23 protein-coding genes and 3 pseudogenes are annotated in these 25,069 nt (G+C 57.0%); 12 read left to right on the top strand and 14 right to left on the bottom strand.

What is annotated here, in order from left to right; translation table 11 throughout:
• Positions 1-2 precede the first annotated feature (2 nt).
• Positions 3-1,292 (top strand): annotated as a pseudogene (locus AC4NMM_RS05490) (type B DNA-directed DNA polymerase); the annotation flags it as partial.
• 31 nt (positions 1,293-1,323) lie between these two features.
• On the opposite strand, the pseudogene AC4NMM_RS05485 reads toward AC4NMM_RS05490, so the two are convergent.
• A pseudogene (locus tag AC4NMM_RS05485) lies at positions 1,324-2,173 on the bottom strand (IS5 family transposase).
• A gap of 679 nt (positions 2,174-2,852) precedes the next feature.
• Here AC4NMM_RS05485 and AC4NMM_RS05480 point away from each other — a divergent pair.
• The 4 genes from AC4NMM_RS05480 to AC4NMM_RS05465 all read left to right on the top strand — a co-directional run bounded on the left by AC4NMM_RS05480 (position 2,853) and on the right by AC4NMM_RS05465 (position 6,275).
• Positions 2,853-3,773, top strand: a complete 921-nt coding sequence (locus AC4NMM_RS05480) for a UbiA family prenyltransferase (RefSeq protein ID WP_491923743.1) — start codon at positions 2,853-2,855, stop codon at positions 3,771-3,773.
• A gap of 68 nt (positions 3,774-3,841) precedes the next feature.
• Positions 3,842-4,633 carry a helix-turn-helix transcriptional regulator gene (locus AC4NMM_RS05475; protein WP_491923742.1) on the top strand — a complete coding sequence of 264 codons (792 nt, stop codon included), beginning with the start codon at positions 3,842-3,844 and terminating at the stop codon, positions 4,631-4,633.
• Positions 4,630-5,982 (top strand): cytochrome P450, encoded by a 1,353-nt coding sequence (locus AC4NMM_RS05470; protein ID WP_491923741.1) that lies wholly within the window; start codon positions 4,630-4,632, stop codon positions 5,980-5,982. Before AC4NMM_RS05475 ends, AC4NMM_RS05470 begins: the two co-directional genes overlap by 4 nt.
• A 134-nt stretch (positions 5,983-6,116) precedes the next feature.
• The gene (locus AC4NMM_RS05465) at positions 6,117-6,275 is read left to right on the top strand and encodes a hypothetical protein (protein ID WP_491923740.1); all 159 of its coding nucleotides are present in this window, start codon (positions 6,117-6,119) and stop codon (positions 6,273-6,275) included.
• A gap of 438 nt (positions 6,276-6,713) precedes the next feature.
• On the opposite strand, the gene AC4NMM_RS05460 is transcribed toward AC4NMM_RS05465, so the two are convergent.
• The 3 genes from AC4NMM_RS05460 to AC4NMM_RS05450 all read right to left on the bottom strand — a co-directional run bounded on the left by AC4NMM_RS05460 (position 6,714) and on the right by AC4NMM_RS05450 (position 8,678).
• Positions 6,714-7,544, bottom strand: a complete 831-nt coding sequence (locus AC4NMM_RS05460; protein ID WP_491923739.1) for an IS5 family transposase — start codon at positions 7,542-7,544, stop codon at positions 6,714-6,716.
• Between the two features lie 409 nt (positions 7,545-7,953).
• Positions 7,954-8,382 carry a hypothetical protein gene (locus AC4NMM_RS05455; RefSeq protein WP_491923738.1) on the bottom strand — a complete coding sequence of 143 codons (429 nt, stop codon included), beginning with the start codon at positions 8,380-8,382 and terminating at the stop codon, positions 7,954-7,956.
• Positions 8,383-8,531: 149 nt separating this feature from the next.
• Positions 8,532-8,678 (bottom strand): hypothetical protein, encoded by a 147-nt coding sequence (locus AC4NMM_RS05450; protein WP_491923737.1) that lies wholly within the window; start codon positions 8,676-8,678, stop codon positions 8,532-8,534.
• Positions 8,679-8,792: 114 nt separating this feature from the next.
• Here AC4NMM_RS05450 and AC4NMM_RS05445 point away from each other — a divergent pair.
• Together AC4NMM_RS05445 and AC4NMM_RS05440 are read left to right on the top strand one after the other, a co-directional pair.
• Positions 8,793-9,356 (top strand): annotated as a pseudogene (locus AC4NMM_RS05445) (DNA polymerase domain-containing protein); the annotation flags it as partial.
• A 174-nt stretch (positions 9,357-9,530) separates the two neighbouring features.
• Positions 9,531-10,799, top strand: coding sequence for an orc1/cdc6 family replication initiation protein (locus AC4NMM_RS05440; protein ID WP_491923736.1), 1,269 nt, complete (start codon positions 9,531-9,533; stop codon positions 10,797-10,799).
• Positions 10,800-11,359: 560 nt separating this feature from the next.
• Here AC4NMM_RS05440 and AC4NMM_RS05435 read toward each other — a convergent pair.
• Positions 11,360-11,683, bottom strand: a complete 324-nt coding sequence (locus AC4NMM_RS05435) for a DUF6788 family protein (protein WP_121598787.1) — start codon at positions 11,681-11,683, stop codon at positions 11,360-11,362.
• Between the two features lie 138 nt (positions 11,684-11,821).
• On the opposite strand from AC4NMM_RS05435, the gene AC4NMM_RS05430 reads away from it, so the two are divergent.
• The gene (locus AC4NMM_RS05430) at positions 11,822-12,748 is read left to right on the top strand and encodes a helix-turn-helix transcriptional regulator (protein WP_491923735.1); all 927 of its coding nucleotides are present in this window, start codon (positions 11,822-11,824) and stop codon (positions 12,746-12,748) included.
• Positions 12,745-13,548 (top strand): DUF6036 family nucleotidyltransferase, encoded by an 804-nt coding sequence (locus tag AC4NMM_RS05425; protein ID WP_491923734.1) that lies wholly within the window; start codon positions 12,745-12,747, stop codon positions 13,546-13,548. The genes AC4NMM_RS05430 and AC4NMM_RS05425 overlap by 4 nt, the downstream gene beginning before the upstream one ends.
• A gap of 13 nt (positions 13,549-13,561) precedes the next feature.
• Here the strand turns inward: AC4NMM_RS05425 and AC4NMM_RS05420 are convergent, their stop codons facing one another.
• From AC4NMM_RS05420 to merA, 6 genes are all read right to left on the bottom strand, one after another.
• Positions 13,562-14,377, bottom strand: a complete 816-nt coding sequence (locus tag AC4NMM_RS05420) for a hypothetical protein (RefSeq protein WP_491923733.1) — start codon at positions 14,375-14,377, stop codon at positions 13,562-13,564.
• 99 nt (positions 14,378-14,476) lie between these two features.
• Entirely contained in the window at positions 14,477-15,415 is a 939-nt protein-coding gene (locus tag AC4NMM_RS05415) for an ArdC-like ssDNA-binding domain-containing protein (RefSeq protein WP_491923732.1), read from the bottom strand.
• An 87-nt stretch (positions 15,416-15,502) separates the two neighbouring features.
• Entirely contained in the window at positions 15,503-15,850 is a 348-nt protein-coding gene (locus AC4NMM_RS05410) for a DUF8013 domain-containing protein (protein WP_491923731.1), read from the bottom strand.
• 71 nt (positions 15,851-15,921) lie between these two features.
• Positions 15,922-16,923 carry a DUF6610 family protein gene (locus AC4NMM_RS05405; RefSeq protein ID WP_491923730.1) on the bottom strand — a complete coding sequence of 334 codons (1,002 nt, stop codon included), beginning with the start codon at positions 16,921-16,923 and terminating at the stop codon, positions 15,922-15,924.
• A gap of 123 nt (positions 16,924-17,046) precedes the next feature.
• The gene (locus AC4NMM_RS05400) at positions 17,047-17,262 is read right to left on the bottom strand and encodes a DUF8129 domain-containing protein (RefSeq protein ID WP_491923729.1); all 216 of its coding nucleotides are present in this window, start codon (positions 17,260-17,262) and stop codon (positions 17,047-17,049) included.
• 178 nt (positions 17,263-17,440) lie between these two features.
• Positions 17,441-18,895 carry a mercury(II) reductase gene (merA, locus tag AC4NMM_RS05395; RefSeq protein ID WP_008364327.1) on the bottom strand — a complete coding sequence of 485 codons (1,455 nt, stop codon included), beginning with the start codon at positions 18,893-18,895 and terminating at the stop codon, positions 17,441-17,443.
• Positions 18,896-18,973: 78 nt separating this feature from the next.
• Between merA and AC4NMM_RS05390 the strand changes: the two genes are divergently transcribed.
• On the top strand, positions 18,974-19,327 hold the full coding sequence (locus AC4NMM_RS05390; RefSeq protein ID WP_082226606.1) for a winged helix-turn-helix transcriptional regulator: 354 nt from the start codon (positions 18,974-18,976) through the stop codon (positions 19,325-19,327).
• Positions 19,328-19,381: 54 nt separating this feature from the next.
• Here AC4NMM_RS05390 and AC4NMM_RS05385 read toward each other — a convergent pair whose 3' ends face one another.
• From AC4NMM_RS05385 to AC4NMM_RS05375, 3 genes are all read right to left on the bottom strand, one after another.
• Positions 19,382-19,693, bottom strand: a complete 312-nt coding sequence (locus tag AC4NMM_RS05385) for a hypothetical protein (RefSeq protein ID WP_049908452.1) — start codon at positions 19,691-19,693, stop codon at positions 19,382-19,384.
• Positions 19,694-19,790: 97 nt separating this feature from the next.
• Complete coding sequence (locus AC4NMM_RS05380) at positions 19,791-20,948, bottom strand: hypothetical protein (protein WP_049908451.1); 1,158 nt, start codon at positions 20,946-20,948, stop codon at positions 19,791-19,793.
• Positions 20,949-21,273: 325 nt separating this feature from the next.
• Complete coding sequence (locus AC4NMM_RS05375; protein WP_160162934.1) at positions 21,274-22,098, bottom strand: homing endonuclease associated repeat-containing protein; 825 nt, start codon at positions 22,096-22,098, stop codon at positions 21,274-21,276.
• Positions 22,099-22,469: 371 nt separating this feature from the next.
• Here AC4NMM_RS05375 and AC4NMM_RS05370 point away from each other — a divergent pair, with 371 nt between their 5' ends.
• Together AC4NMM_RS05370 and AC4NMM_RS05365 are read left to right on the top strand one after the other, a co-directional pair.
• A complete protein-coding gene (locus tag AC4NMM_RS05370; RefSeq protein WP_144050372.1) occupies positions 22,470-23,594 on the top strand; it encodes a hypothetical protein in 1,125 nt (374 codons plus the stop codon).
• Positions 23,595-24,026: 432 nt separating this feature from the next.
• The coding region (locus tag AC4NMM_RS05365) for a restriction endonuclease (protein WP_491923728.1) at positions 24,027-25,069 on the top strand (1,043 nt) is incomplete at its 3' end.

Genomic DNA, 25,069 nt, shown 5'->3' with positions numbered 1-25,069 from the left:
CGATGCCGTTCAGTATCGACTTTCTGGACGATGGCCGCGTCCTGGAGTGGGAGGCAACCGCTGACGGCGCCGTCGCGACCGAGCGCGATGACTACACCCCACGCTTCTACGTCGCCGCTCGCGACCCTGATGCCGACCTCGACCTCACGACGCTCCAGTCGGTGTACGACCAGCACCCGGATGTCGTCGCGACCCAGATGGTTGCACGACGGCCGGGCTTTCGACGAGACGAGGAGGCCGTTCTCGCGGTCGACGTCGCCCACATCGACCGCGTCACCCCACTCGCCCGGCAAGCGCGCCAGCTGTCGGCCTATCCAGTCGGGGATCTCGCCTGTTTCAACGTCGACTTCTCGCGCGAGTTCCGGTACTGTCTGGAGACCGGCGCCGATCCGACGCCGGCGAGCGAACTGTCGACGCTCCGGCTCAGCGTCCCGGTGACCGAAACGAGCAACGACATCTATGGGGAGCTGTCCGTCGCCGGCGACACCGTCACCGGCTCGCCGACGGATCTCCTGACCGCCGTCCAGGGGGCGCTCGAAACACACGATCCGGACGTCCTGGTCTGCTCCACGAGCGAGATCATCCCGACCGTCCACGAGATGGCGACGGACGTCGGCGTCGACGACTTCTCGCTGAGCCGGTGGCCGGACGTCGACTACCAGCAGCTTGCGAGCCAGTCGACGTACTCGAGTTACGGTCGCGTCGGTCACTCTCCGGCGCGGTACAACGTCCCCGGCCGGGCGATCATCGACGAGTCGAACACGTTCTTCTACGGGGAGACGAACCTCGACGGCGTCCTCGACCTCGTGTCGCGCTCGAAAAAGCCCGTCCAGGAGCTCGCGTGGGCGTCGATCGGGAACGTCCTCACGGCGATCCAGATCTGTGAGGCCCACGACCGCGGCGTCCTCGTGCCGTGGAACTCCTGGCGTCACGAGTTCTACAAGCCGATGGGGACGCTCCACGATGCCGACCGCGGCGGTTTCATCTTCGCGCCCGAGGTCGGCCTCCACGAGAACGTCCACGAACTCGACTTCTCGAGCCTCTATCCGAACATCATCTGTACTCGGAACGTCTCGCCGGACGTCATCCGGTGTGACTGCCACAACGAACGTGACGACGTCCCCGGCCTCGGGTACTCGATCTGCGACGACCGGGGCTACCTCGTCGACGTGCTGCAGCCGATCATCGACGCGCGCGACGAGATCAAGGCGGCCATCCGTCGCGAGAAGGAACGGGACGACCCCGACGAGGACCGACTGGCAGAACTCGAGGGGCGGTCGGGAGCGCTGAAGTGCTTTGTTGAATCCGATGACGGCGTCCGGATCACTGTTTGAGGGCCTGTTCGAGGTTGTAGACTGCGGTGGTCAACACGAGTTCGCAGAACTCGCGGTACCACGCGCGAGGGTGGACAGCGGGGCCGAACCGACGCTTGATGGCTGAAAAGGCAGTCTCGGCCATCCAGCGCTGGCCGTATAACTCGCTGTCCAGCCGTGCGTTGTGTGCGTGATCGTACGCGGTGAACACCCGGGGCGCAGCAAAGGTCGGACGCCTTCTGAACGGAGGGCGTCCCGGAGAGATTGGTCGTCATAGCCCTTGTCGCCGGTGAGACTCTCGATTTGCTCGGTGTTGCGGGGTGCGACTCGACGGCCAGTTTGTGTGTCGTGCGGCCAGTGTGCCGAGCAGTGAACATCGAGGATGGCACACGAGTCTGTATCGACGAGTGCCGTCGTTTTGAGCGTGCGTATGTGGCGGTCCGAGCGGTGTTGGTAGTGTCGATGCTGTTTCGCGGTCGAAGGAGGTGACATCGATCGCTCCATGCGAGCCCGGATCGCAGATGGTCGCGGACTCTCGAAGGGATCTTCGCCAGACAGACATAGGTACCCTCTCAAACGACCGGTACAGCGTTGAGGGTACAGGAAATGCCGTCCGAGTGAGCTGTAACAGACCACGAACGCGATCCATCTCACTCGCCCAATCCACGATCTCGACTCGCCCAATCCACGATCTCGCGGTACGTCGCGTCCATGTGAGCCCGCAAAAAGTGGAGCGTGACGTGCTTCCAACTGGGAAATCCGTGGCCAATCGGATCACTCACCGCTGTTGGACTGGCGGCACAGCGCTTTTGAGCCAGCGACGCGGCTTGCTTAACGAAGCGGAAGAGTAGGTTAATCACATTCGACTCTTCCGCTTCGCTTTCACCTTTACAACGACGCTGTCTCGCCGCCTTCTGCGGATTCAACAGAGCAGATCACTCAATACAGAACGTCTATTTATTTCGGTTGGCTGAATGATCGTCCTCACTGGGTTTCCAAACCCATACTATGACTATACCGACGACCATAATTACTGGTGGTAGTAGTTCCAGCCACAGGGTGAGTGACGACTCGGTGGGGAGGTAATTGTCTAACAGTACTTCACCAGTTATACCACTAAGAAAAACAATCCACCCGACCGTCTGACCCCCATTCCAGCCTTCTTTCTGTGACCGATAGAGTATGATAAGCCAAGCGAGAGCAATTAGTCCAGTAGCAATCAGGCTTATCCAATTCATAGCCATCGATAATACGACAGAACGTATGGGGTTTTCGGTAATAAATCCGCAGTTCTCATCGACCGGTTGTTTCAGGCAAGAATACATCTGAAGAATGGAATTTCAACAAAAAAGGAAAATTCAACATAAAATAAAGCTGAGAAATAAAGCGTTTCACAAGAATTTACCCTTAGGATACGATTCTAAAATATCCCACAATTTATTTCCGTGAATAATAACAGGATAAATTAACCAGAATCTGGTGAAATCACTGTTCGGTGAGCTAATTTGGGATACTTAGTGAGTTACCGACGTGACGAATATGCTGCCCACCCTAGAATTCAGTACCAACAACACCCCAGCACAGCTCATCTGCGCCACCCTTACAATCAATCGTATTCCCGAAACATTTGGGTATAATCTCGCTTACTTTGCTATCGGCATCGGGCTTACACCGATCACACCATTAGACATTTTCAAACACTCAGGCCTCCCCATCATAGTTCTCTTCTTCGCCGTAATGCTCTCAAAGATGCAGGCATCTATCGCTGATGCCCTCCATGACCAAGACTTAGATGCTGAGAACCCTGAAAAATCTTTCATCGCGAACTCCATCACTCGCATCGGTAATGAGACCGCATACACACTTCTCGTCGTTGAGATCATCCTTGGATTGTCGCTTTGGGGCTGGCTCACCCACTCAACTAACTCACTTCTCTACCTCATTTGCGGGATAGCAATTACACTCCTCGGATTCCTCTACTCGTATCCACCACGAATCAAAGAACGCGGCATCTTCAATCACATCACAACCACGGCTGTCGACGTCATCGGAGTAATCGTCCCGATCGCTATTCTCGCAAACGGAAGCTTGTCCCAAGGAACAGGGATGACACTCCTCGCAATTTTTTCGTACACGTTCGCATGCCACGTTCTCCATCAGGCTGGTGATACGTACTACGACCGTCAGTATGGTGTGTCAACGTTTACCCAGACAATTGGTGTACTACGGAGTGTACAGCTCGCATCTGTACTTTCACTTGTAGCGGCCCTCGTTCTATTCTGGCAGAACTATCTTATCGGGGGTCTCGTTCTGCTCGCTACAAGTGGCGGCTATTGGATGCTTTCACGGCAACTCATGGGCCAATCAGAACGCGAGCAGTCAGATACTGTTTCGAGATGGTTCAACATCAAGTGGGTAGCGACACTTCTGAACGGTGCTGTTGCAGTGAGCCTTCTGTAGTAGATTCTGTATATGCTTGACCTATATCTGTACCTACATTTATTACGTCTGGCTTATTAGTTGGTGATATGACTGAAACGCGGAAAGGAGCCAAAATCCGTTCAACGCTCCAAAAACGACACAACATACTTGCTGCGCTTGTGTCTGAACCTCGGACAAAACCCGAACTCGTCGACGCAGTCGACGCATCCCGTTCGACGATTGACCGCGCTATCCGCACCCTAGAAGATGTAAATTGTATCGAACGGCAGAACAGAAGATATCAGCCAACTCAAGTCGGCCATGCTGCGTTCAGTGAATATAGTCGTTACAAAAAAACTACAGATGGAATTGCTCGCTCTAGTGATATCTTTAACGCCGCTCGTCCAGAAGCACGTATCGATTCAGCGTTCCTCAATGGTGTGACGGTCCAGACGGCGGACTCCCATGCCCCAGAATCCGTATTCGAAGATAGTATTGGAGTGCTGAAGGCAGCTGACCAGCTCATTGGGCTTGCCCCTGTCGTTCTCTCCTTATATATGGAGACACTCACTACTCTCGTTTGCGAGCATAACCTTAACGCTGAGCTCGTCCTCTATGAAGATACACTCAACTCTCTTCTCAAGTACTACCAAGACAAACTTGGCAAAAGTACTCTCTTGGACCACGTTGACTTCTACGTTACCGACCAAGACCTCCCCTACGCGCTCTGGATCATGGAGCACGAAGAACATCCACAAGCCGGCATCACGATCCACGAGAACGGTGGCGTACGTGGTGTCCTCATGAATGATTCTCCAGAAGCCGTTGAATGGGCGCACAACAAGTACGCTCAGTATCTCAAAATCGCTCACCCGATCGCACCCAAACTTAACCAGTGACCTCTCAGAGGAACTCTTCGGAATACCCGTCCACGGCGTCCCTTCCACCGAGCCCACCAGCGTTCCCAGGTATCGGGCACACAATCCAGTTCATCCAAAAGAACCCACTCAATTGGTTCTGTACTCTTTCAGACGAATATGGGGACGTCGTTCGACTGAATATTGCCGGTCAGACGGTGATCTTGCTCTCGAATCCAACTGATATTGAGCGAATCTTCATCAAGAACAACCAGAACTACCAGAAAGGCGGATTCCAAAAGCTGGTGACGAACTCACTTCTCGGAAACGGACTCGTACTTGCTGAAGGAGACGAGTGGCGAACGCACCGCCACCGTCTCGAACCAGCGTTCTCGCCGGACCGAATGAGAGGGTACGCTCACCAAATCCGCTCTGAGACGAGTCAATTCCTCGAGCAGTGGTCGCAAGGCGATGTACTCAACTTAGAGACGGAAATGAAGGAACTGACACTCCGGATCATTTCGAAGGTTATGTTTGGTGTGGATGTCGCTGAAGAAATGCCGGAGCTCGGGTCAGCGTTCACACGGATTCTTGAACACTTTGAACGAATCAGCCAGACGTACGTGTATATTCCAGAGCAGATTCCAACACCCGAGAATATTGGCTATCGTCGTGCGTTAGACACACTCGAAACAGCAGTCCAAGAAATCATCGACACACACCGAACGGGCAAAATCCAGCAGCGAACTGTGGTCACGCAGATGCTTGAAAGCGATATCGAGTGGAGTGAGAAAGAACTCCGGGACGAGATCGTGACACTACTTGTGGCAGGCCACGAGACAACAGCACTGGCACTAACGTTCACGGGATATTTGCTTGGCGAACACCCCAAAATCACAGACCGGGTTCGGACGGCAGTTCGCGATCTTGACCACGACAAGTTCATCAATAGTGTAAGGAAGTGTCCGGAGCTGGATCAAGTGGTGAAAGAGTCGTTGCGGTTGTATCCGCCCGTCTTTGGGATTTTTCGGGAACCTGTTTCGGATGACGTGCTTGGCGGTTATCGGATTCCGTCTGGTTCGATTCTCGCACTTAACCAGTGGGTGGTTCATCGAGATGGCCGGAATTTCGATGACCCGGATACGTTTCGTCCAAGCCGATGGACGACAGAGTTCGAGCAGTCGCTCTCACCAGGGGAATATTTCCCATTTGCGGCGGGGCCACGGCGGTGTCTTGGTGATCGATTCGCGTTGCTGGAAGTGAAGCTGATTCTCGCGATGATTTTTCGAGAGTACCAAATTGAGTCAGCCTCGGAAAAACCGCTAGAAGTCGTTCCATCTTTGACTACACAGCCAAAACACCCGGTGCGAATTCGACTTACCAGCAGCTGAAATCACGGCGTCACACACTTTTTTGGCTCTGTTGAAATCCTCTTCTTCAGACAGGTTCTTGTCTGAAACAGCTGGTCGCTGAATGTACTTATTGGCCATAAGATATTCATGAAATCGTCGGTTTTGAATCGACTATGGACCTCTCTCTGTCAGCAACTATCGCCTACAGCTTTGTCGCGTCTGCTATTGTCGGCCTCTCCTTTAGTTTTCTCACCGATCGTGTCTCCGTAAAAATGGGGCTTCTCTTAGCGGTTTCTACTACTGCTGGTCAAGTAGTCGTGAGAATGCTGTGATCAGCATATCGAGCGCAACCAGGTCAGAATATATCACTTCTTAAGGATTTCAACAGAGCCACTTTTTTAGAGTGGTTCTTCTGCGAAGGTGGTATCGGTCACGAGATCCGATACGAGGAACACATTGTAGGCACTCGTGAACACTCTGAGTAGAAAGAGTAACAGCGACAATCGTCGTTAAATGGGTTCTGAGCTGTTCCACCAATTGTACACTTCGTGGAGAAGGAGTACGTTACATCGGTGGGAGGAGCGGAATCACGACGCCGAGAATTACAGCTATTAAGTACCAATCACTGAAACCGTTGTACGTTACATGAGGAAGGCTTCGTACATCTCTATGTCCGCATCGACCCTCACAAGAGATGAAACCTGCTCAACGGCATATAGCGGCTGTTTTACTCCAACACTGCTTTGTTGAATCCGATGACGGCGCGGGGATCACTGTTTGAGAGCTTGTTCGAGGTTGTAGACTGCGGCGGTCAACACGAGTTCGCGGAACTCGCGGTACCAAGCGCGAGGGTGGACAGCGGGGCCGAACCGACGCTTGATGGCTGAAAAGGCGGTCTCGGCCATCCACCGCTGGCCGTATAGCTCGCTGTCCAACCGTGCGTTGTGCGCGTGATCGTACGCAGCGAACAGCCGGTGACGCAGCAACGGCCGGACGCCCTCTGAACGGAGGGCGTCCCGGAGAGATTGGTCGTCATAGCCTTTGTCGCCGGCGAGACTCTCGATTTTATCGGTGTTGCGAAGAGCAACTTGACGGCCAGTTTGGGTGTCGTGAGGCCAGTGTGCCGAGCAGTGAAGATCAAGGATGGCACACGAATCTGTATCGACGAGTGCCGTCGTTTTGAGCGTGCGTATGTGGCGATCCGAGCGGTGTTGGTAGTGTCTCGATGCCGTTTCGCGGTCGAAGAACGTGGCATCGATGGCACCGTGCGAGCCCGGATCGCAGATGGTCGCAGACTCCCGAAGGAAACCGCGCCACACGGACATGGGCACCCTCTCAAACGACCGGTACAGCGTTGAGGGTGCGGGAAATGACGTTCGAGCGAGCTGTAACAGACCACGAACACGATCCATTTCACTCGCCCAATCGACGATCTCGCGGTACGTCGCATCCATGTGAACGCGCAAAAAGTGGAGCGTGACATGCTTCCACCCGGGAAATCCGTTGCCAGTCGGATCACTCACCGCCGTTGGACTGGCGGCACAGCGCTTTTGAGCCAGCGACGCGGCTTGCTTAACGAAGCGGAAGAGTAGGTTAGTCACATTCGGCTCTTCCGCTTCGCTTCCACCTTCAGAGCGACGCTATCCCGTCGCCTTCTGCGGATTCAACAGAGTACTCCAACACTGAATACACTAATGTGGGTTCAACTACTGATAATCAAATACGGTCCTACACGCTTGCTGTTCCGTTGTGGCTAGTTTTCCGGCGAACAAAGATAGCAACGCCGAATATGGCGATCGACATGCTAATAACCACTAGCTGAATGTGCCCGGCGGTGAATCCAGAGACGGCAAATACAACCCATCCGAGCGATCCAATGAGGTGCCATAGGCGCTGTTCATGTGACTGAGACGCTTTCCATAATAATCCTACTGCCACTACCAGCCCGATGATGGGACTGAATAGTTCGATCATTATACTATTGAAAAAAGCCACCATGGTGGATGGCGATTACACTATTGGAGGAATCCACCACGGTGGATCGTATACTGGTTCCACAAATATATCTTCAGATTGGTCTTCTGGGCGCTTTACTTTTATCGCATCAGCATCGGGATAGTGCTCGACGAACTCGTCGCGCACTGCACATGCTGCCGAGGAACCAGCCGCTGCTATTCCAAGAAAGATTGAATCACCCGGAATTGGGTCCGTTAGTGACGCGGCTGCCCACACAGCCAGTCCTTCTGGAGCAAGGTCGCAGAGTGTTTCTATTTCCTCTTTATAAATCGTCCCTGGAGAGATGTAGATCATTCCTTTTGCATTTCCAGTTCCGTAGGTGATTCCAGCAGTTACTGCTCCACCACCAATTCCAATACTACCAGTTTTTTTGAGTAGACTTCGCCGAGTCTCTGTCTTGGGTTCTGATTTGTCATCCTTCATGCTACATCAGCTCTGACATCGCAGATAATACTATCCTGTTATTTGTAAATAATTTTAATTGTAGGGAATATGCCCACGCACCGCGAAAATTGTCATCCCTTGAGTCAAATCTTTGTTTGTGATTGGCTTCATAGTCACATTAACATCGATTATAGTTTCATCGCGGCGAGGTCGCGGCGCTCCATGTCTCGCAGTTCGTCCCAAAGGCAGAGCCGCCCGGCATCGAGTTCGAAAACCGGAAGAACGGCCCGCCGTCCGTCCAACTGCTGTACGGCGTCGCGGACTATCTCGATCATGTCGAGACACTCGATGCGTCCAAATGGAACGACTATCTGTTGCCCTCGAACGCAGCGGAATCGGGACACAATGCCCCCGGAACCGTAAACAACCGATTTGAGCGGCTCGTCGACGACGCCGGCGCGTTGACGAAGTATTCCGGGAAGGTCGCCGGCGACGACGAGTTCAAAATCAGAGGAATCGAAGCCCGGCAGCGCTCGACGCCACCGTTTATCGAGAAGGTCCAGCGGAAGTGTCTCAAACGATTCGATGTGACCCGGTCACCGGAAGCAGTCCTCACCTTCCTTCGAGATGCAATCGATCGCCTACACGCCGGCGAGGTCCCGATCAAGGACCTCGTCGAACGGAACCGTGTCTCGAAGCCCCTGGAGGGCTACTCACAGAATACCCAGAACGTGGCCGCCTTGAAGCGAGCCCGCGAGCAGGACCTAGCAGTCCACCCGGGCCAGGATATCGAGTACGTGGTCGTCGACGACGAGAAATCCTCGCGAGACCGGGTCGCCCTCGCCCACGAGGAGATCGAGACCTACGACGCCTCGTACTACGAGACGCAGCTGGTCAGAGCGGTCGAGAGCGTGCTTTCACCGCTCGGGTGGGATCGGACAGACATTCGACGGAGACTCGCAGAGACACGAGAGCTGGATCTGACGGAGTTTACAGCAGCCCGGAACGGATGAGTTGTCTCAAACCTCTTCTGAGGTGAGCAAAATCACAAGTGGGCGACGAGGTCGATCCCATTCACACTCTGGGGGGTCCCGCTCTCTGGAACACCCCCCGGAGTGTGAATGGACGTAAATCAATCACACCGAGGGTGGGCAACCTATATGTGAATGGGGCGAATTGGTCCGGTCATGCCAAACAACGATTCCACGCAAACAACCGTCGACGAGATACTAAATGTCGACGAGGGGGATAGCGAAGATGAATCGGATATTTTTGAGAAACCGTGGTTGCTCGAGATCGATAACGTTCCTGACGCCAATCGAATTGTCGGACGAGACGACCATATCACGTTCTTGGCCAAGAATCTCCGAAAAATGCGGACAAATAGTGTCCCGGATAACGTCCTGGAGTGGGGCGAAACCGGGACGGGGAAGACACTAGTTGCAAGACACGTCTGCGAGCGGCTTGAAGCAGCAACTGCAGGAACGGACTCCCCCATCGTTACTGCCTACATTAACCCAGACCCCATCTCTACGTATACCTCCACCTTCCGAAAGATTGCAGAGCAGGTGAACGCGAAAGCAGAGAATCCGCTTGATGTCCCCTATCAGGGCCTCTCAGCCGAGCATTATCGGGATCAGAAATTGTGGCCCGTTGTTCAGCGGGAGTTTTCTGGCGGTCTTGTCGTCATTATCGATGAAATCGACAAGCACGGAGAAGTGAACGAAGTCCTCTACACGCTATCACGGTCACAATCAAAAGACGACGTTGACTTCCCAGTCCTTACAATCGGGATTTCGAACGACATCGAATTCAAAGGAGAAATCGAGTCACGGGTTCAATCGACTCTCCAGCCAGAACACCGAACGTTCACACCGTACGAAGAAGACCAGCTCATTGCAATCCTCGAAAATCGACGGGACGCATTTTACGACGGTGTCCTCGATGACCAGGTGATTCCAACCACAGCTGAACTCGCAGCTGAAGAACACGGTGACGCTCGACGGGCAGTCCGATTGTTCCGAAATGCGGGCGAGATCGCCGACGAAGAAGGCGACGATATCGTGACCGCGAATCACGTTCTCGAAGCTGACGAACTCGTCGAAGTTGAGCTCTTCATGGAGATGGTGAAAGGGACTCCGTTGTCCGGGAAATTACTCCTGTTTGCTCTCACGCGTCTTGACCGGAATAACCCGGAGAAAGAATGGTTCCGGACGTCAGAGATTCACGAGGTTTACCAAACAGTAGCACGGGACGTCGAAGTAGAGCCCAAGGGGTACAATCGTGCGCTTGAGCTTCTGAACAAGCACGTGACGACAGGAGTTCTCGAATCGAAAAAGAAGGAGGGCGGAGATCAGGGGAAGTTTAGGTCGTATTCGCTCCAAGGAGACGTCGAGAGTACACGAACTGGACTGATCAACTCCACGCCGGAACTCCAGACGTTGATGGGATGGTGACACCCCCACCCCTCGGTGTGAATGGTTCCCCATAGGATACGACGGTTGTAGAGATAGAGCGGGAGTCGATGAAGCAGGCTCGTTCGGCTGAAGAACCTAGTACGGCACGGAGAGCGGCTTACACGTTCTGTCACGGTAGCTGACCCGACCCGCTACTGCACCGCACCGCAGCTGTAGTTATCTTTATTATACTACAGTCTAAACAATCCTCCGAGTAGACGTATTCTGAAAGGCGAGGCCTTGTGCCGAAGCCGAAGGTTCGCCACTGAGGCGAGAACCTTCCCTACGGCGTGAGGACTTCAGCTGTTAATGCCTTCTTAATCGCGGTACCCTGGGTGGTGGACCATTCACACTGAGGGGTGTGGGGGTAAACGAGGCGTAATCTATCCGCGTGTTGCTCTGTCTTCTCTCGGCGTGAAGTCTCGTTAGAGATCGGCGGTTGGTAGCCCATTCACACCGAGGGGTGTCGGGTAAACCGATCCCATTCACACTCTGGGGGGTGTCATCTGCTACGCTACGAATCACGTTGAAACGAACATCAGGCTACAGTTCCATCTCGTCTACTCGTCGGGATTCACCGGCCCTTTGTACTTCGACGTCACCGAATCGCCTTCCCGCCACTGCCAGTAGTAGTAGCGGTTGTCGTTGATCTCCTTGATCGTGATCGTCGCCTTCGCCGGCACGTCGTCTGGGAGGTCATCGGGGCGCTCCTCGACGTCGGCGTCGTCCGCTTCCTCCTCGAGACGAGCCTCCCGCTCTTTGTGTTCTGCCAACGCCTCGGCGTAGCTGGCAACGTCCCGAAGATGCTCTGGTGTGGCTTCATTGAGCGTGTTGACGATCTCCGTCGGGAGGTTCGCCGGTGGGGTCGGGGGTTCGTAGGACATCGGCTACTCTCGTGTTAACCAACACGGCCCATGAATCCATAGTTTTGTTGGTTAAGACGATGGGGGCGGTTCTCGCGATTGCTGGCTGTAACACTACTCGAAACTTCTTTATATACAAGTTTCGTACTACGTTACAACGTGCTCCGGCGCATCGAACTCGAGGTCCTCGCTACGGTCGACCGAGGCGACACGATCTCCGAGCTCGCGACGAAGCTCAACCACAGCGAGAGTTACCTCTCGCGTGCCGTCGCCGACCTCGTCGAGAAGGGGCTCGTCTACACGGAACGCGATGGCCGGCGAAAACGAGTCGTCCCGTCGGATGCTCGCGCCGTCGAACTCTATCGGGACCTCGTCCGCCAGCACTCCCACATCGAGTTCCCTGAACTGCTGACCGGGAAAGCACTCGAGGTGCTGTACTACCTCGACCAGCCGCGAACCGTCTCCGAGATCGCCGACCAGAGCGACAACTACCGCAACACGGTCAACCGCGTCCTCAAGCGGTTTCGCGACCGTGGGCTCGTCGGGACGGCCGACGGCCATTATGACTTCAACGCTGACTTCGACCGCCTCCACGAGTTCGCCCGTGAACTCGCACACCATCTGCATCGTCAACGCCTCGAAGCCGTCGCCCCGAAGGGGACGATTCTCTGGGAGGACTACGACGAATTCCTCACCCAGACCGAGACGGAGATCGACGCGGAGCCGTTCCACGAAACAGGCCTCGCTCGATTCGCGGCCTTCGACCTCCAGTTTCTGCTCACCGGCCACCGCTACTACGTCTATTCCGAGGACCTCGACGCAGTCTCGCCGGCGGAGCTCTGCTGTCACACACTGTTAATCGACGACGGCAGCCGCCACCGCTCGTACTGTCTCCTTCTACTCAGCCACGTTGACGTCGACGAGGCGGATCTCCGAGAGCAGGGGGCGAAGTATGGCCTCGAAGACGAAATCGACGCCTTGCTGCGCTACCTCGAGACGCACGGCGAGGTCGACGACGACCGACTCCCGGAGTGGGACGAGTTTCAGGAACTGGCGGCTGACTACGAGGTGCCACTACCACAATGAGACCAACATTCGGACGCGAGTACATCGAGAACGAATTCCAGCGAATCGGGAACGGGCTATCTGAACCGCTCACGGTCTACTTGATCGGTGGTGGCGCGATGTCGCTGCGCGACCTCAAGGGGGCGACGAAAGATATCGACTTGGTCGTCCCAGATGGCGACGCGTACGGTCAGCTGTGGGCGGTCCTGATGGACCTCGGGTATGCGGAGGTACAATCGCTGGATCCAGATTACCGGGCGCTGGGGGCGACGAGCTGCGTCGAGAACGACGACGGGTGTCGCCTCGACATCTTCAACCAGCAGGTCGCGAACAAGCTCGTGCTCACCGACGGGATGCAAAAGCGCAGCGAGCCGTTCCTCGACACGGATCGACTGGCGGTCCGGCTGGTCAGCAACGAGGATATCTTCCTGTTCAAGGCGATCGCCGGCCGCGACGACGACATCGAGGACATGAATATGCTCGTGCAGGTCGGCCTCGATTACGATGTCGTCGGTGAAGAACTCGAAGCCCAGATCGAACGCCTGGGGGACGATCAGTTCGCCACGTTCGCGAACGAGGCGTTGGTCGAACTCGAGGAGCGATACGGAGTAACCACGCCCATCGAGGCCCGCGTCCAGGAGCTCACGAATAGGTACTACCGGGGGCTCGAAGTCCTCCAGGCACTCGACGAGCCGATGGCCGTCGACGAACTGGCCGCCGAACTGGAGCTGGATACCGACGAAATTCACGACCGGATCGCGTATCTCTCAACGTTCGACCGGGTCCAACGAGATGGCGACACAGTCCGTCCCGTGGAGTAGCTCAATCGTTACCCTACGTGGAAGGAAGGCGGCCGTCTGGTCGGGGCACGCGGCCCCGTTTGATCTCGTGATCGACGCGACGCAGGTGCTTGCAGCCGCCCTCGGGTGAGCGCTGCTGCCAGTCGGGACAGGTACACGATTCGTCGATGACGTCGACTTCGTACCGGTTCCCGGACGCAGACTGCACCTCGTAGCGGCCACCTTTCGAGAGGAGCGAGACGTCCATCGCTTCGGCGACAGCACGCTTCGTGCGGGGCTCGAGATCGTCCTGTGACTCTGCGATCTCGTCGACGACCAGTCGGTCGCGAACGTCGCCCGTTCGACCCCCGTCCGGAGCGACGGCTTCCGCAGGGCCACTGAGCCGCTCGTGGAGCAGTTCCTCCACCGGATGGCCTTCCGGCCACAGGTAGTGGACTTCGCGACGCTCGCGATGGTCGTAGGAGCCGCACGCGGCTGCGCACCCAGTCCAGACGCGCCAGGCACCGAGCGCGGCCATCACGTCGACGATGTCGCGGGGAACCGTCTGGTGGTCGTCCGGGAAGAACACCCGGAATCGGGTACACGCCACCTGCGGCGGGACGGTCTCCCACCAGTCTTCGCTGGAGCCCCAGCTGTCGTACATCGCATCGTCGCTCCCGTAGCCGACGGTCACGCCATCGATCGGCGTCCAGTCTGCTGGGAGGTGGTCCGATTCGCCTTCGAGCACCCGGAGGACGGCGTATCGGAGGTACTCGTGGGCTTGGTTGTCTGTCGTTCGAGCGATCTGGTCGTGTTGCTTGGCAACGTGCTCGGCTTCCTCGAGGACCGTCGTGAGATAGGGTTCAGTCATTATTCGACGGAGGTCTGAATGCGCCTCCGCCCCTAGGCGGGCGCTGAAAAACTTAACCAACAGAACGGAAGGAATCCATCACTCTGTTGGTTAACTGTGTTAGGACGAGGATTCGCCTTCGAGCACGTCGATGAGCTCTTCTGCTGTGGAACTGATCCGTCCGAGGCGCTCGCGAACGACCTCGGAATCGTCCGACTCCCACGCAGCGAGGTAGAACGCCGACCCACTGGTGTCGAGCCCGCAGTAGCGCCCGACGACGTACGCGACGGCTTCAGCCTCGACTTCGCGTTTCGACCGCTCGGTGTCGTCGTCGACGTCGAAGTGGAGCAGGGCGTGTGCGTACTCGTGGATCAGCGTCCGCGCAAGGTCGGCCTCGTTCTCCCGATCACGCACCTCAACGAGCGGCTGAACGTCGACGAGGCTCAGCTGCTCGCAGATGCCCTTCGCCTCGCCGTGGGTCCACTCCTCGGCTGGAACGATCCGCACCGTCACGCCGAGGTCGTCAGCGGCGACAGTCAACTGTTCGACGAGGTCGCCGGCGTCCCCGGTCGCTTCAGTGTCTAGGTCGGGAAGCGGCTCGCCTTCGGTCTGGGAGACGTCGAACACCGGCGCGGGCTTGAACCCCACCAGGCCCTCGGACCACTCCTCGGGTGGCGTCTCGTCGTACTCACAGTCACTGTCCTCGTGGTAGCTCGGCGAGTTCTCGCACTCCGGGCACTGCGTGGTGATGATCGGCGCCCAGATCCAGATGGCCGACTCGCCCTCCTTGACGTGGCGGTCGAACTCCTCCTGCCACGTACGGTAGCCCGCCACCCGGCTCGCCTCGGGACACTGCCGCTTGATGAGGAGCGTGTTCCGGTAGGAGTAGTCGTGGAAACGACTCTGGACATCGAGCCACTCTTGGAACTCTTCGCTGGCCTGCGCGTCGTCGACGCCGGCGACGAGGTCGTCGATCCACTGTACGATGGTACTGTTCATCTCGTCTGATCGCGTGTCGGTCTGGTCGAAGGAGACCGACGAGTCTCTGGTCGTAGACATCGTGATCACCGAATCGTGTTCACGGCGACTGCGTCTGTTCAGACCGCGCCGCACCCCTCAGGGGCGTTCAAAAAACCGCTCTGTCAGTCAGCGGAGCTCGTGGCGTTCGTCCGCAAAGCCAACCGAGATGAGGTACTCGAGGAACTCGTCGAACCGCTCGACGTCGCTAGGCGTGTCGGTCGCAAGGTGACGCGCCCACTCGATGGCCCACTGGAAGGCGGGATCCGTGCCGCCCTTGCCGTGAATGTACCACCATCGGGCCGCTTTGAGAACCACTATGGGATTCGTCGGCGGCTGCTCACCGGCGAGCCCACGGGTGATGGATTCGATTTCGTAGGGGACGTCGGCGGAATCGACCTTCGCTGATTGCGTGTTGTCGATATCGACCGGGATCTCGTCGATCGAGACGTTGTCGGGACTCTGTTGTTGACTCACTGGAAGTCACCTCTGAGAGCTTTCGAAGGAGCCCTCGCCCTCTCGGGGGGCACGAAAAACAGGTCGCGAAATCACGCCGGCGGGAGGTAGACGCTCTGCTCGCCGGCGATCTCCTCCAGGTTGTTCCGGTGACGGTGGTTGAAGTAGCACTCGTAGCTGCAGTATCCACAGATTGCGCCGGTATCGTACTCGGCGACGTACGGACCGCGGCGAGTTCGCCAGACGTTCGTCCCGCACTCGGTACAGGCGGCGTCCTCGAGATCGGCAGGACTCGGTCCCTCGTACTCGACGTTGAGCCCCTCGTTTTGCGGTGTCGTTTCGGGCCAGATTCCGTGAGCCCTCCAAAACTCACGGACGCGAGCGAGGCTGTGGCGCACCGTTTTTCGGACGGTGACGTGGTCGGCGTCGCGACCGCTGTCATCCCAGCCGTCGGCCGACCAGAACTCACCGAACTGTGCGCCGCGATGCAGCCCGTTCCAGTCGACGCCGACGATGTCGGCTGGTGGCTCGTCGGTGAGTGTCGGTCTGGTCAGCTGTCGAATGGCGTCGAGCTGCTTGGGCGGACTCCCGCCGAGGATGTGGACGCGCCGCCCTCTCCAATCGGCTGGGTCGGAGAACTCGTGGGCCAGGCGGTCGGCGTATCCCCGTGAATACCCGAGGACGAGGGTCTCGGGTATCGCGTCGATTACCGCCTGGGACTTCGGAACGACGATGAGCTCGGCCTCGGGATAGCTCGCTTGGATCTCACGAGCCGCAGCGACGTGGGCGTCGACGTTGTCGATTTCGTCGACGTCCCCGATGACCCCGACCTGAGGTTCGTACTCGAAGAAACGGTCGACGAACCGCTCAAGATTGGGGTTCCGAAAGTCGTTGTCCAGCATCCCAACTGGAACCTCGAGGTTTAGGTACTGATTCGTCTGATACCCACAGTCTTCCCGAAACCCGGGGAGAAATCCGAGGGCTAGAGCATCGGAGACGAACGGGGCTCGATGCAGAAACGCCACGTAGTCTGCTCGTCTGGCGGCGGCGATTTCGCGGGCGGTGCTGGCGCTGGAGCCCAGCTTGAGGGACATGATTAGGCTCGCGAGGCCGCTGCTGGCTGCCCCGCACCCTCTCAGGGGCCCGAAAAACCGAGACTCAGGCAGTTAACCAACAATAGGGAAACTCACGCGGAGTGTGTTGGTTAAGAATAGAGCTTATTTTTCGTTCTCACGCAGCTCTTCAGCCTTCCACTTGAGCCGGCGCAGAATCTGCGTTCGATTCTGGTGGGCGTTCTCGTAGGCAACACACTCCTGGAGGGTTTCCATATCCGGAATCGTCGCGATCCCTGCCTTGATCAGGCGCGTGTTCGGTGCTTCAAGCCGCTTTTCTGGCGGGAATTCGTCATTTTCGGCGTCGTCTGTTCTCTCCATATCGGTGCCCTCCACCCCTTGAGGGCCACAAAAACGACACTCTATACAGCGTCGCCAGGTCTTCCAACAAAGGGTGGCTGCCGAGCGATGATCCCCTGCTGGAATCCCGGATCAGAAAATCCTCTTCCCATGTGACTTCGAATCACTTTATATCGCTACCAGTGGCCATGAGCCGGTTTCATTCGATACAGCAGCTCATCGTTGACGTATCCCGCCGAAACGCCTGACAGGCGTGTTTGAACGCCTCACTGAATGTGGGGAACGGGTGGACGGTATCGATGATGTCGTCGACGGTGAGGCCGAACTTCACCGCCAGCGTCGCTTCCATGATCATGTCAGCGGCACGGGGGCCAACCATGTGGACGCCGACGATTTCGTCGGTCTCGTGGTGTTTGACGACCTGGACGAGGCCATCCGTGTTCTCGACGGCTTTCGCTCGCGGGACATCCGCCATCTGGACGGTTCGGCACGAACAGGTTCCGTGCTCGTCCATGTACTCCAGTTCGGTCGTCCCGACCGCGGCGACTTCCGGGCTGGTGAACACGACTGCTGGCACCGCGTCGTAATCGATGCTGACGCCCTCGTCCCCGAAGGCGTTCTTGACGGCGTGATTGCCCTCCTTGGCGGCGACCGTCTCCAGTTCGGGTTCGCCGATCACGTCGCCCGCCGCGTAGATGTCGGGATTGGTCGTCTGGAAATGTTCGTCGACACGAATCGCACCATCGGATTCGGTCTCGACGCCGACTGCTTCCAAGCCGATGTCCTCGCTGTTGGGCTGGACGCCGGTCGCGACGAATAACGCCTCTGCGGTGAACGCTCGCTCCTCGCCCTCGATGACAGTCTCCACAGCGACGCCCTTCTGACCAGGGTCAGCACCACTGTCGGTAGCCACATCCTGAACCTGCTGGAAGTCGTTACTGGTCACGACGTCGATTCCTTCCTCGCGGAAGGCTCGTTGCATCTCCCGGCCGAGTTGACCTTCCATATCTGAGAGCACGTGACCGGAGCGCTGGAGAACCGTCACATCGACGCCGACACGGTGGAGGATCTGGCCCCACTCCAGCGCGATGTATCCGCCACCAAGCATCACGATGCTCTCGGGGAGGTCGCGCTCCTCGAGGATGGTCTCGCTCGTGTAGTAGTCAACGCCGCCGAGGCCGTCGATGGATGGCGCCCACGGTGAACTTCCGGTCGCGACGAGCGCCTTCTCCCCAGTGATGCGTACGCCCTCGTCGTCGCAGTCGACGACCTCGATGGTTGTGTCGCCGACCAGCTGGCCGTAGCCCTCGTAGATGTCGGTCTCGAAATGCTCTGCGACGTCGACGTAGTTCTCCTGCCGGAACCGTTCGACGAGTTCGTCGGTGCCGTCGAGTGCGTCGGCCCAGTCGACAGTCGGTTCCTCAGGGTATCGAACGGCGTCGAAGGGGCTCTCCGACTCTGCAGCGCCGCTCTCGGCGACGGCGAGCAGATGCTTGCTCGGGACACAGCCGACGTTCACGCACGTCCCGCCGATGGGAAGGCCGGTGTTCACCATCGCAGTCGAGAGGTCCCGCCGGCTCGCTTCAGTGATCGCGGCGAAGGCTGCGGCGCCACCGCCGAGAATCACGAGATCATAGTCGGACGTCTGGGCCATCTGTGTCTATACTTTACGACGGGAAGTTCTTATACTCCAGAGTCCAAAGCCATAGAGTAGGTTGGAGGCTACGAAGCTATGGCAGATACTACTTCATCAGCGCCCGCGTGCGATGTCGAGGGGACGTGCTACTGTCCGCTCACAGGAGTTATCGACACGTTGAGCCGGAAATACGCGATGCAACTCGTCAGCATCATCGGCGCACACGACTCACTGCGGTTCGCGGAGATCGAGGAGCACCTCCCAACGGCGAGTACCTCGACAATCTCGAAACGCCTCGACGAATTTGAGGAGGCAGGGATCGTCTCACGGACGCAGTATAATGAAATCCCGCCGCGTGTCGAATATGCGTTGACCGACGATGGCGACGAGGTTCGAACGCGACTGGAACCGTTACTCGAGTGGGCGACAGAAAATAGCGGAAATGCGTAAACCAAGCCATTCCAAAAGAGGAACCAATTCTCCACGGACTCCCCTCAAGTCTGGTTAGGCCTCTGGGGATTCGAGTACTGTGAGATTCTGGACTGGGAAGGGATTCCTTTCTCCTGCGAACTCGTCCTCAGGGACGTAATGCCAGAGGTGGCCGTCTACCTGGTAGAGAAACGACTCGCCGCCTTCTGCTTCCACTCGTACTCGCTTCCCGACATTATCGTCTTCTTCCCAGTCGATCACGGTCAACGGCTCGACGGGCCATTCAAAGAATTTGACCGAGTCACCAGACTCCAACTCTTCAAAAGTCTCTATATCCCCCTGCTGTGGCTCTCGCGCGTCGAGAGTCGGATTATGCTCAATAGACATGGTCTCTGGGTACGCCCCTACTCACTTAATACTGTCAGCAGTGGATTCCAGCCGCTAGAACGGAAGCACGCCTGGCGAGTCTTCTCTCCGACTGCTCTTAGCCCATCGCCTCTTGGAACCGCTCACGCAGCGCGTCCTCGCGTTCTTCGAACTGCTCGACTTTCTCCTGCAGGTCGTCGCTGACGCGCTCGATGCTCGCCAGCGCTCGTTCACCGGCCAGCGACGCCTGTGACCCGTCGTCACCGTCCGCCTCTAGCTGCTGCTCGTACGACTGCTCGACGCGCTCAATCGTGCCTTCCGGATTGAACAGGATGTCGTTGGCGATCCGAACGTACTGATCGAGGGATGCCCCCTCTTTCCCCTGGAAGAAGTGGGTGAGAGCGTACGTCGCGCCGGAATGCAGCGTCCACATATCGATCTCGAACGGTGACGCGGCGTTGGCTTCTGCATCGCCGGCGGCACGCTCAGCCAGGTAGTCCGGGAACCCCAACAGGGTGTAGAACTCCGTGACGGTGAACGGGAGCTCCGAGAAGTCGAGGTCGATATCCTGGGCGTCCCGGATGAACTCGAAGAGGTCGTCCGCGACGAGTTCGACCTGTGCGAGGAGCTCCTCCCACCAGGTGCGGAAGTTCCGCACGTCGCCGACGTGCTTGATAACCTCCTTGTCGGTGAGCGAGCGCATCGTGTTCGAGCAGTAGCCATCCTGAGCGAACCCCTCCACGTAGACGGCGTGCTCGCCGAAGAAGTCGTAGCCCGACGTGACGCCCATCGTAATCGGGTCCGACCGACCGGGCAGGCGCACCTCGAGGCCGTCGAACATGATGTCCATATGGACCTCGCCACCGCCCCGGTAGCGCCGAATCTCGCCGAACATCACCTCGCCCAGCGGGGTCCCGTCGATGGTCTCCTCGCGGAGGACCTCCTCTAGCGGCCCGTAGACGTCGACCGGGTTGATGATCGAGTAGGAGTCAGTCGGGATGTGAAATAGTGACTCCGCCTCGGTGTTCCCATCCGCTTCTGCTTGCAAGCGCGACGGCTCGACGATGGCGTTGAATCGCTCCGTTTCAATCCATTCGTCGTTGTACGGGTTGCGATACGCGACCGCTGTATTGACTGCCTGCGGGAGGTTTCGAATCGCCTCACTGAAGCTGATTGGTTCGGGACCTCCGTGTTGATCGGCGTACCACTCGGGTAGTTCAGTCTCGGTTCGCCCATCGAGGCCTGCGAAGACCGTAGCTTCCTCTGGGTCTTTCATAGCATCCTCCGAAGGCGCGAAGCGTTCTGATCTGCGCCTCCACCCATCGAGGCGCAAAAAACGACGCTACGCCTGTCGACATTCGTGAATTTGGATTCGCTCTGGAAGCCCGACTTTCCCACAGAGCGGACACTCGACGAGTGGTGACGGCGGAAGATTCCGATACGTTGCAAGGGCTCCTCGGAGGTGGGTTATCGTTCCCGCCGACTCGGCGCTTGCGAGGGCACTAGTGAGGTGCCACCGGAGCCGTTCTCTGTTCGTGAGACCGTCTGTATTGGGCGTCGGGATAGACTCGTCTGTCTCTCGCATTTGAATCACGAGGGGGTTACCCCTCATCCCCTCGTAGGGCGAGAGCAACGCCGTCCGGCCCACCTCGCTCTGGTGGCTGTGTGGCGTCGACAATCGTATCCAACCGCTGCGGGGCGACGGCTTCCCAGATGAGATGATGCTTCGAGCAGACCGTCACGAGATTCGAGACTCGATTCGCCTGTTCATGGTCAAACTGCCCGTCCGGGCCGACGAAGAACTTCCGCGGAATCAAATGGTGGACAGAGATGTCCTTTCCGACCTGCTCTTGATGATCCGCTTGAGTCATCTCACACCACGGCGTTTGGCACCGGAAGTCATCACGTTCCAATGCTTGCCGCCGTTGCTCCGGCCAATTTGGCCCGTACGGGATCTCTAAACGTTCTTGATAGGACCGTGGTTGTGAGAAGCCAGCTTCGGTGAGTGCCTCTTCCCACCCGCCAAACCGGTGGTCATACGTCCATCTGTGATACTTCCCAATCCGATCCATCTCCCCGCTTGATGGTGGGCGACCGAGCTGCTCCGCAAGCCGGTCAATCTCGTCCACCAGGTCCTGATCGGTGAGTCGGAATTTCCGATTTGGAGCGTAGCCAGCCTCACGAAGCGCCTCGTTCCAACTCCCGAATTTATTCTGGCAGACGCGCTGGGAGTATTCTCCGTGCTCGCTCATCTCCTTTGCTGTCGGCGGTTTCCCTAATTTGTCTGCGACACGCCGAATATCGTCAAGGATTACGTCTGCGTCCGTTACGATCTGGTCGCGACGATGGACCGCGGTTACGTGGCCACCCAACTCGTTGGAAGTCGCAAATGCCTCGCCACAGTAGTCACAGATGTGGTCGGTCAACGCTACGTCACCTCCCTCCGCGGTTCCCCCGTAATGGGTTATAAACTCTCGACCCTATCCTCAACTCCTGCTTCCAGTTGGGGTTACAACGGAGCGATTCGTCTCGCTAGGGGTACTCTGAATCAGTCATAACTCGGTGATGGGGAGTGAGTTCCCCCGCACCCCTCTCGGGGGAAATAAACACTATCGACCCGAAATCGTACTTGAATCTCAGGGCCATCATATTCTGAGGTGTTTATGAAACTACCATCCACAAACTGGATTCAGTAAAACGCCCTCTATTCTCTTCGAGTTGAGGAAACAGCTGGTTAGAGGCCTACAACCGGTCTATGGTGGCAAAATTCATATGTGCCCGAAAGTTAGCCACAATAATGCCTACTGACGAAGTCCCTCCGGATTTATTGGAGCAAATGGGGACTGTGGCTTCTCTATGTGAGGAAGAAAATATACGTGTGAAAAGCTTGAGCTTCGGGAATTTTGCGTCTGAAGAGCTGATGGAAGAGTATGAATCTCTGAAATCAATCGTGGCTGACCACGAGGCCATTTCCAGAGTCAAAGTTGAGCGAGAATTGGCAAAGCAAATCGAGATTGATGAAACTAGAGAGTGTCGCTACTACCTTTGGGATATCGCTGTTGCACAAAAACGAGGGATTCTGAAAGAGACCTATCCCGAATTCACTGGTGGAAATTCTGGGGACTTAATCGAAGTCTCTCCCGAGGCTGATATGAATAAGAATAGCTTCGAATACAAGAATCACTATCTAATTCTTTGTTCCCGACTTTCCCAGAACTATCGCTTGGTTGGAAAACTGAACCAAGCCCGAGCAGAGGCTGTTAATCTCGCCGTTCCAATCACATATTCAAAAATCGGTCTACCAGACACTACTCGTCAATCGAAACTAGCCGCTCATTGGCGTGGCCCTGAAACTTTACAAGAGCTTCAAGATAGATCTGGGCACGAGTTCTTCATTCAGAAGGGGACTGAGAGCTATGATCACGGATTACAAGACCGAACTGAGTTCTATTTTGAAAAAAGAGATGGTAAGTGGCATCTGCAGATTGAGGAACTGATGCCGCGAACAGGAATCCGGCACTCATTACATACGAGTCTTGCTGATGAAATGTTGAAGTATTATACCCGATATCTACATGCGATTGTAGATGAGGAGTGTGAGCGATGTTTCCACTTAGATGGGGCACTCCGTTCATATGGAACTCTTGATGATTTCATTGACCGTCACGTAAACCGTGAATTGCGGAATCCAAACCCTCTGAAGAGAATGTCGAAGCGCCGGAAATTATTCAAAATAGACTCTCCTGAAGGTGCTTTATCTGACTTTGGAGAGGTTGCAGGCCTCTTCTTTAGGAACAACCCCCATGTACTGCGTTTCTTCGAGGGTGATTCAGAGTGGGCAGAGGAATTAGAGGAAAAAAGAGCGAGTCTGCTTGAATTTGGTCTGTCTACAGACCGAGTCCAAGACCAACTTAAAGTGTAGTACTTTTAGTGGATTCTTCGTTCTATATCTGAGTGTGATCTGGCATGAAGCAATCTCTACTGACTAATCAACCATCTCGTCTGGAGAACTCCTCTAGAACTTTCCTCTCGTAACTCGATTTGAGTAGTCTCTCGAACTGTGGTTGACCAGGTCCAGACTGCGCTCGAGGGAGAGTCGCCGATGCTCCGAGAGGTTCAGCACGACGGCTTGGCCGTCGACGCGGAAGCCGACGTACTCGACTGTGTCTCGGTGGGACTGACCGGGCGATGCGACTGGAACCGATTCCGAACTGGCCATAGGTACATTTCCGTTCATCGTTGCTCGCGGGCGGTTCGGTGACCCCCGCACCCCTCTCAGGGGTTCCACAAACAGGACGGCGTAGCGTTCGGCAACGTATTTGGCAGTTGCAACGTACTGTCCACATAATTGAGGATGGCTGTATTGGACGATCTCTCGGGGTTCGAGTTCGAGGACGTGATGGAGGACGTGTTCCGCAACCTCGGCTACGAGAACGTCCGCCAGGCCGACCGCACGGCTGACGAGGGTCGCGACGTCATTATGGAGGAGGTCGTCGACGGCACGCGGCGCGCGATCATCGTCGAGTGCAAGCACACGGGGACGGTCGGGCGGCCGGTCGTCCAGAAGCTCCACTCCGCCATCGCGACATTCGACTTCGACGGCGCGAAACGCGGAATGGTCGTCACGACCGGCCGGTTTACGAACCCTGCTCAGGAGTACGCAAACCGCCTCCAGCAGAACGACGACCCACACCCGATCGAGCTGCTCGATGGCGAGGACCTCCGGGAGATCGCCGACGAGATCGGCCTCGACCTCTACAACGGTCGCATCGAGATTCTCTGCGACGAGACGCTCCGCCCGTACGATCCGGCCGCCGACGTCGACGCGCCAGTCACGGAGGCGTTCCGCGACATCGAGAACATCGAGGCCGCCGACCTCCCAGACCCACACTCATCGGTGACGTTCCGCCCAGTGGTCGCGGTCACCGCGGACACGAACGCCGTCTTCGAAACGTCGGTGGGCGTCATCCACCGGATCAACGACCGATCGCGATTCGTTGCCCAAGCCGAACGCGGGCAGCCGCAGGTCGTCGACGAGGACGTCGGGACGCTGGTCACCGAGAACCTTCACGCGACGGTCGACCTCGATACCGAGCAGTTCGCGGAGGTGTTCGACGATGTCGAGGAGCGTCGGTTCGGCCAGACTCAGACGGAGTACAAGGAGTGGGCCGTCGAGCGGCTCCAGCAGCACCACACGACGACGGTGACCTACACCGGCGACAACAACGTCACCTACAACAAGACCTGCGAGCCGAACCGCTCGGACATCTCCGTGCAGTCCATCGAACCAGTGTACCTCCCCGAAGTTCGGCACACCACCGACATCCAGGAATACACCTATCCCTACGAGTACTACGCGGCAGGCCCGTCACGGGTGACCGCCGAGGACGGCATTCA

Source organism: Halorubrum sp. SD41 (assembly GCF_058630335.1).
This window is presented reverse-complemented; position numbering and strand designations above follow the sequence as displayed.

What these genes read in the sequence shown, in the direction of transcription:
- AC4NMM_RS05480 (WP_491923743.1), top strand. Translation starts at nt 2,853, where the DNA reads ATGCTGCCCACCCTAGAATTCAGTACCAACAACACCCCAGCACAGCTC.
- AC4NMM_RS05475 (WP_491923742.1), top strand. Translation starts at nt 3,842, where the DNA reads ATGACTGAAACGCGGAAAGGAGCCAAAATCCGTTCAACGCTCCAAAAA.
- AC4NMM_RS05465 (WP_491923740.1), top strand. Translation starts at nt 6,117, where the DNA reads ATGGACCTCTCTCTGTCAGCAACTATCGCCTACAGCTTTGTCGCGTCT.
- AC4NMM_RS05455 (WP_491923738.1), bottom strand. Translation starts at nt 8,382, where the DNA reads ATGAAGGATGACAAATCAGAACCCAAGACAGAGACTCGGCGAAGTCTA.
- AC4NMM_RS05450 (WP_491923737.1), bottom strand. Translation starts at nt 8,678, where the DNA reads ATGATCGAGATAGTCCGCGACGCCGTACAGCAGTTGGACGGACGGCGG.
- AC4NMM_RS05440 (WP_491923736.1), top strand. Translation starts at nt 9,531, where the DNA reads ATGCCAAACAACGATTCCACGCAAACAACCGTCGACGAGATACTAAAT.
- AC4NMM_RS05435 (WP_121598787.1), bottom strand. Translation starts at nt 11,683, where the DNA reads ATGTCCTACGAACCCCCGACCCCACCGGCGAACCTCCCGACGGAGATC.
- AC4NMM_RS05425 (WP_491923734.1), top strand. Translation starts at nt 12,745, where the DNA reads ATGAGACCAACATTCGGACGCGAGTACATCGAGAACGAATTCCAGCGA.
- AC4NMM_RS05420 (WP_491923733.1), bottom strand. Translation starts at nt 14,377, where the DNA reads ATGACTGAACCCTATCTCACGACGGTCCTCGAGGAAGCCGAGCACGTT.
- AC4NMM_RS05415 (WP_491923732.1), bottom strand. Translation starts at nt 15,415, where the DNA reads ATGTCTACGACCAGAGACTCGTCGGTCTCCTTCGACCAGACCGACACG.
- AC4NMM_RS05405 (WP_491923730.1), bottom strand. Translation starts at nt 16,923, where the DNA reads ATGTCCCTCAAGCTGGGCTCCAGCGCCAGCACCGCCCGCGAAATCGCC.
- AC4NMM_RS05400 (WP_491923729.1), bottom strand. Translation starts at nt 17,262, where the DNA reads ATGGAGAGAACAGACGACGCCGAAAATGACGAATTCCCGCCAGAAAAG.
- merA (WP_008364327.1), bottom strand. Translation starts at nt 18,895, where the DNA reads ATGGCCCAGACGTCCGACTATGATCTCGTGATTCTCGGCGGTGGCGCC.
- AC4NMM_RS05390 (WP_082226606.1), top strand. Translation starts at nt 18,974, where the DNA reads ATGGCAGATACTACTTCATCAGCGCCCGCGTGCGATGTCGAGGGGACG.
- AC4NMM_RS05385 (WP_049908452.1), bottom strand. Translation starts at nt 19,693, where the DNA reads ATGTCTATTGAGCATAATCCGACTCTCGACGCGCGAGAGCCACAGCAG.
- AC4NMM_RS05380 (WP_049908451.1), bottom strand. Translation starts at nt 20,948, where the DNA reads ATGAAAGACCCAGAGGAAGCTACGGTCTTCGCAGGCCTCGATGGGCGA.
- AC4NMM_RS05370 (WP_144050372.1), top strand. Translation starts at nt 22,470, where the DNA reads ATGCCTACTGACGAAGTCCCTCCGGATTTATTGGAGCAAATGGGGACT.